At 68.7% G+C, this 1,541-nt stretch carries 3 protein-coding genes; all 3 read right to left on the minus strand.

All coding sequences use genetic code 11. The annotated features are described in order from the left end of the window. Nucleotides 1-372, minus strand: a 372-nt coding sequence (locus ACZ5CR_RS44860; protein WP_468869345.1) for an SRPBCC family protein, incomplete at its 3' end; no start/stop codon positions are given. Further along, nucleotides 369-1,136 (minus strand): ABC transporter permease, encoded by a 768-nt coding sequence (locus tag ACZ5CR_RS44865; protein ID WP_468869349.1) that lies wholly within the window; start codon nt 1,134-1,136, stop codon nt 369-371. The genes ACZ5CR_RS44865 and ACZ5CR_RS44860, both read right to left, overlap by 4 nt. Continuing rightward, on the minus strand, nt 1,133-1,541 hold a 409-nt coding region (locus ACZ5CR_RS44870), incomplete at its 5' end, for an ATP-binding cassette domain-containing protein (RefSeq protein ID WP_468869354.1). The genes ACZ5CR_RS44865 and ACZ5CR_RS44870, both read right to left, overlap by 4 nt.

Here is a 1,541-nt window from a genome sequence, read left to right on the forward strand (position 1 = left end):
CCGCGCCAGTGGCATCCAGCGCCGCAGCGCGGGCTTGCGCACGGTGACGTGCTCGGTGAAGCGGGCCACGCAACCGTGGCGTGTGTCGGGTCCCACACTCCAGCGGATGCTTCCCGCGATGTCACCGTCCACGGCCGCTTCCAGGACGCGCGTGATCGGGTCCTCCACCACGGGCGTGAGCCGGGCCGTCAGTTCATAGGGCAGCAGGGATCTGATGACGACCAGGCAGTCGCGTCCACCGGTCCGGCGCACCGAGCGGAAGGCCGACCACCAGGACGGGTAGTCCGTGACGTCGGCGAGCTTTGCGTACACGGCGTCCGGCGCGAGCGGTGCTCGCCATACGCCGGTGAAGCGGACGTCGTGGCGGTTCACGTGGTTCTCCCTGTCGGCAGCGGGTCGGAGGGCGCGGGGAGGTGGCTGCGGGTCCGGGCGAAGAACGCGGCCGCGCCGAGCAGCAGATGACCGTACGGAGTGACCGAGGAGGTGAAGCCTGCGGCGACCGCGACCTGGGTGGGGCCGTACCCGGGAAGGAGCTGAAGCCCGTCCTTGTCGGCTCCTGCGTTGCTCATGGGGTTTTGCAGCATGGTGTCGAGCAGGCTGGCCATGATGATGACGAAGAGACCGGCCAGTTCGTTGCGCAGGAACGCGCCGAGCAGGATGCCGATGCCGCCGTAGCTGATGGCGGAGGTGAACAGGCCGAGGGCGAGGAGGACGGGCCGGACCGGGTCCCAGTACCAGCACACCACGGCCGTGGCGTACGCCGCGATGAGCGCGGAGGCGAGTGTCATCGCGATGACCTTGCTCAGCAGCAGACCCATGCGCGGGTATCCGGCGAGCGCGAGCCTGCGGTCGAACGCGAGGGCCTTGAAGGTCGTCATGAACATCATGAACCCGACGATGAGCGTCACCGTGTTGATGGCCCCGGACACCATCGTCATGTGATTGGCGTCGACGGTGACGGTCCGCCCGGCCGCGCGCAGCAGGAAGCGCAGGGGAGCGGGGGTGACGAACCAGTGCTCCAGCGTCAGCCAGAGAGGGATGTAGACGATGACCAAGACGAGGGCCAGCCGGTTGCGGGCGTGTTCCAGGAGTGCGAAGCCGACACCTGTGCGGAACACTTCCCACGAGCGGCTCACCGGACGGCCTTTGGGGCGCCGATCGGATGGCCTTCCCTGGTCCACGGTGTCGTCACGCCGTCCCGCAGCCGATGGACGATGTCGAGGCGCCCGTCGTCCCAGGCCAAGTGCGACACGACGAGGACGCAGCGGCCCCGGTCGCGCAGCCGGGCGGCGACCTCCCAGAACCGCAGGTAGGTCTCCCAGTCGAAGCCCTGGTACGGCTCGTCGAGGAGCAGCACGTGCGGGTCGTGCATGAGCGCCAGGGTCAGGTTCAGTTTCTGCCGGGTGCCTCCACTGAGCTGCTCCACGCGCGTGTGCCGGTACTCGGTGAAGTGCAGCTCCTCCAGAAGCTCCTCCGCGCGGCCGGTCCCGTTCAGGCGGTAGGCCGTCCGGAACCACCACAGGTGCTGATCGACGGTGAGC

It is taken from the genome of Streptomyces sp. NPDC031274 (assembly GCF_055570235.1).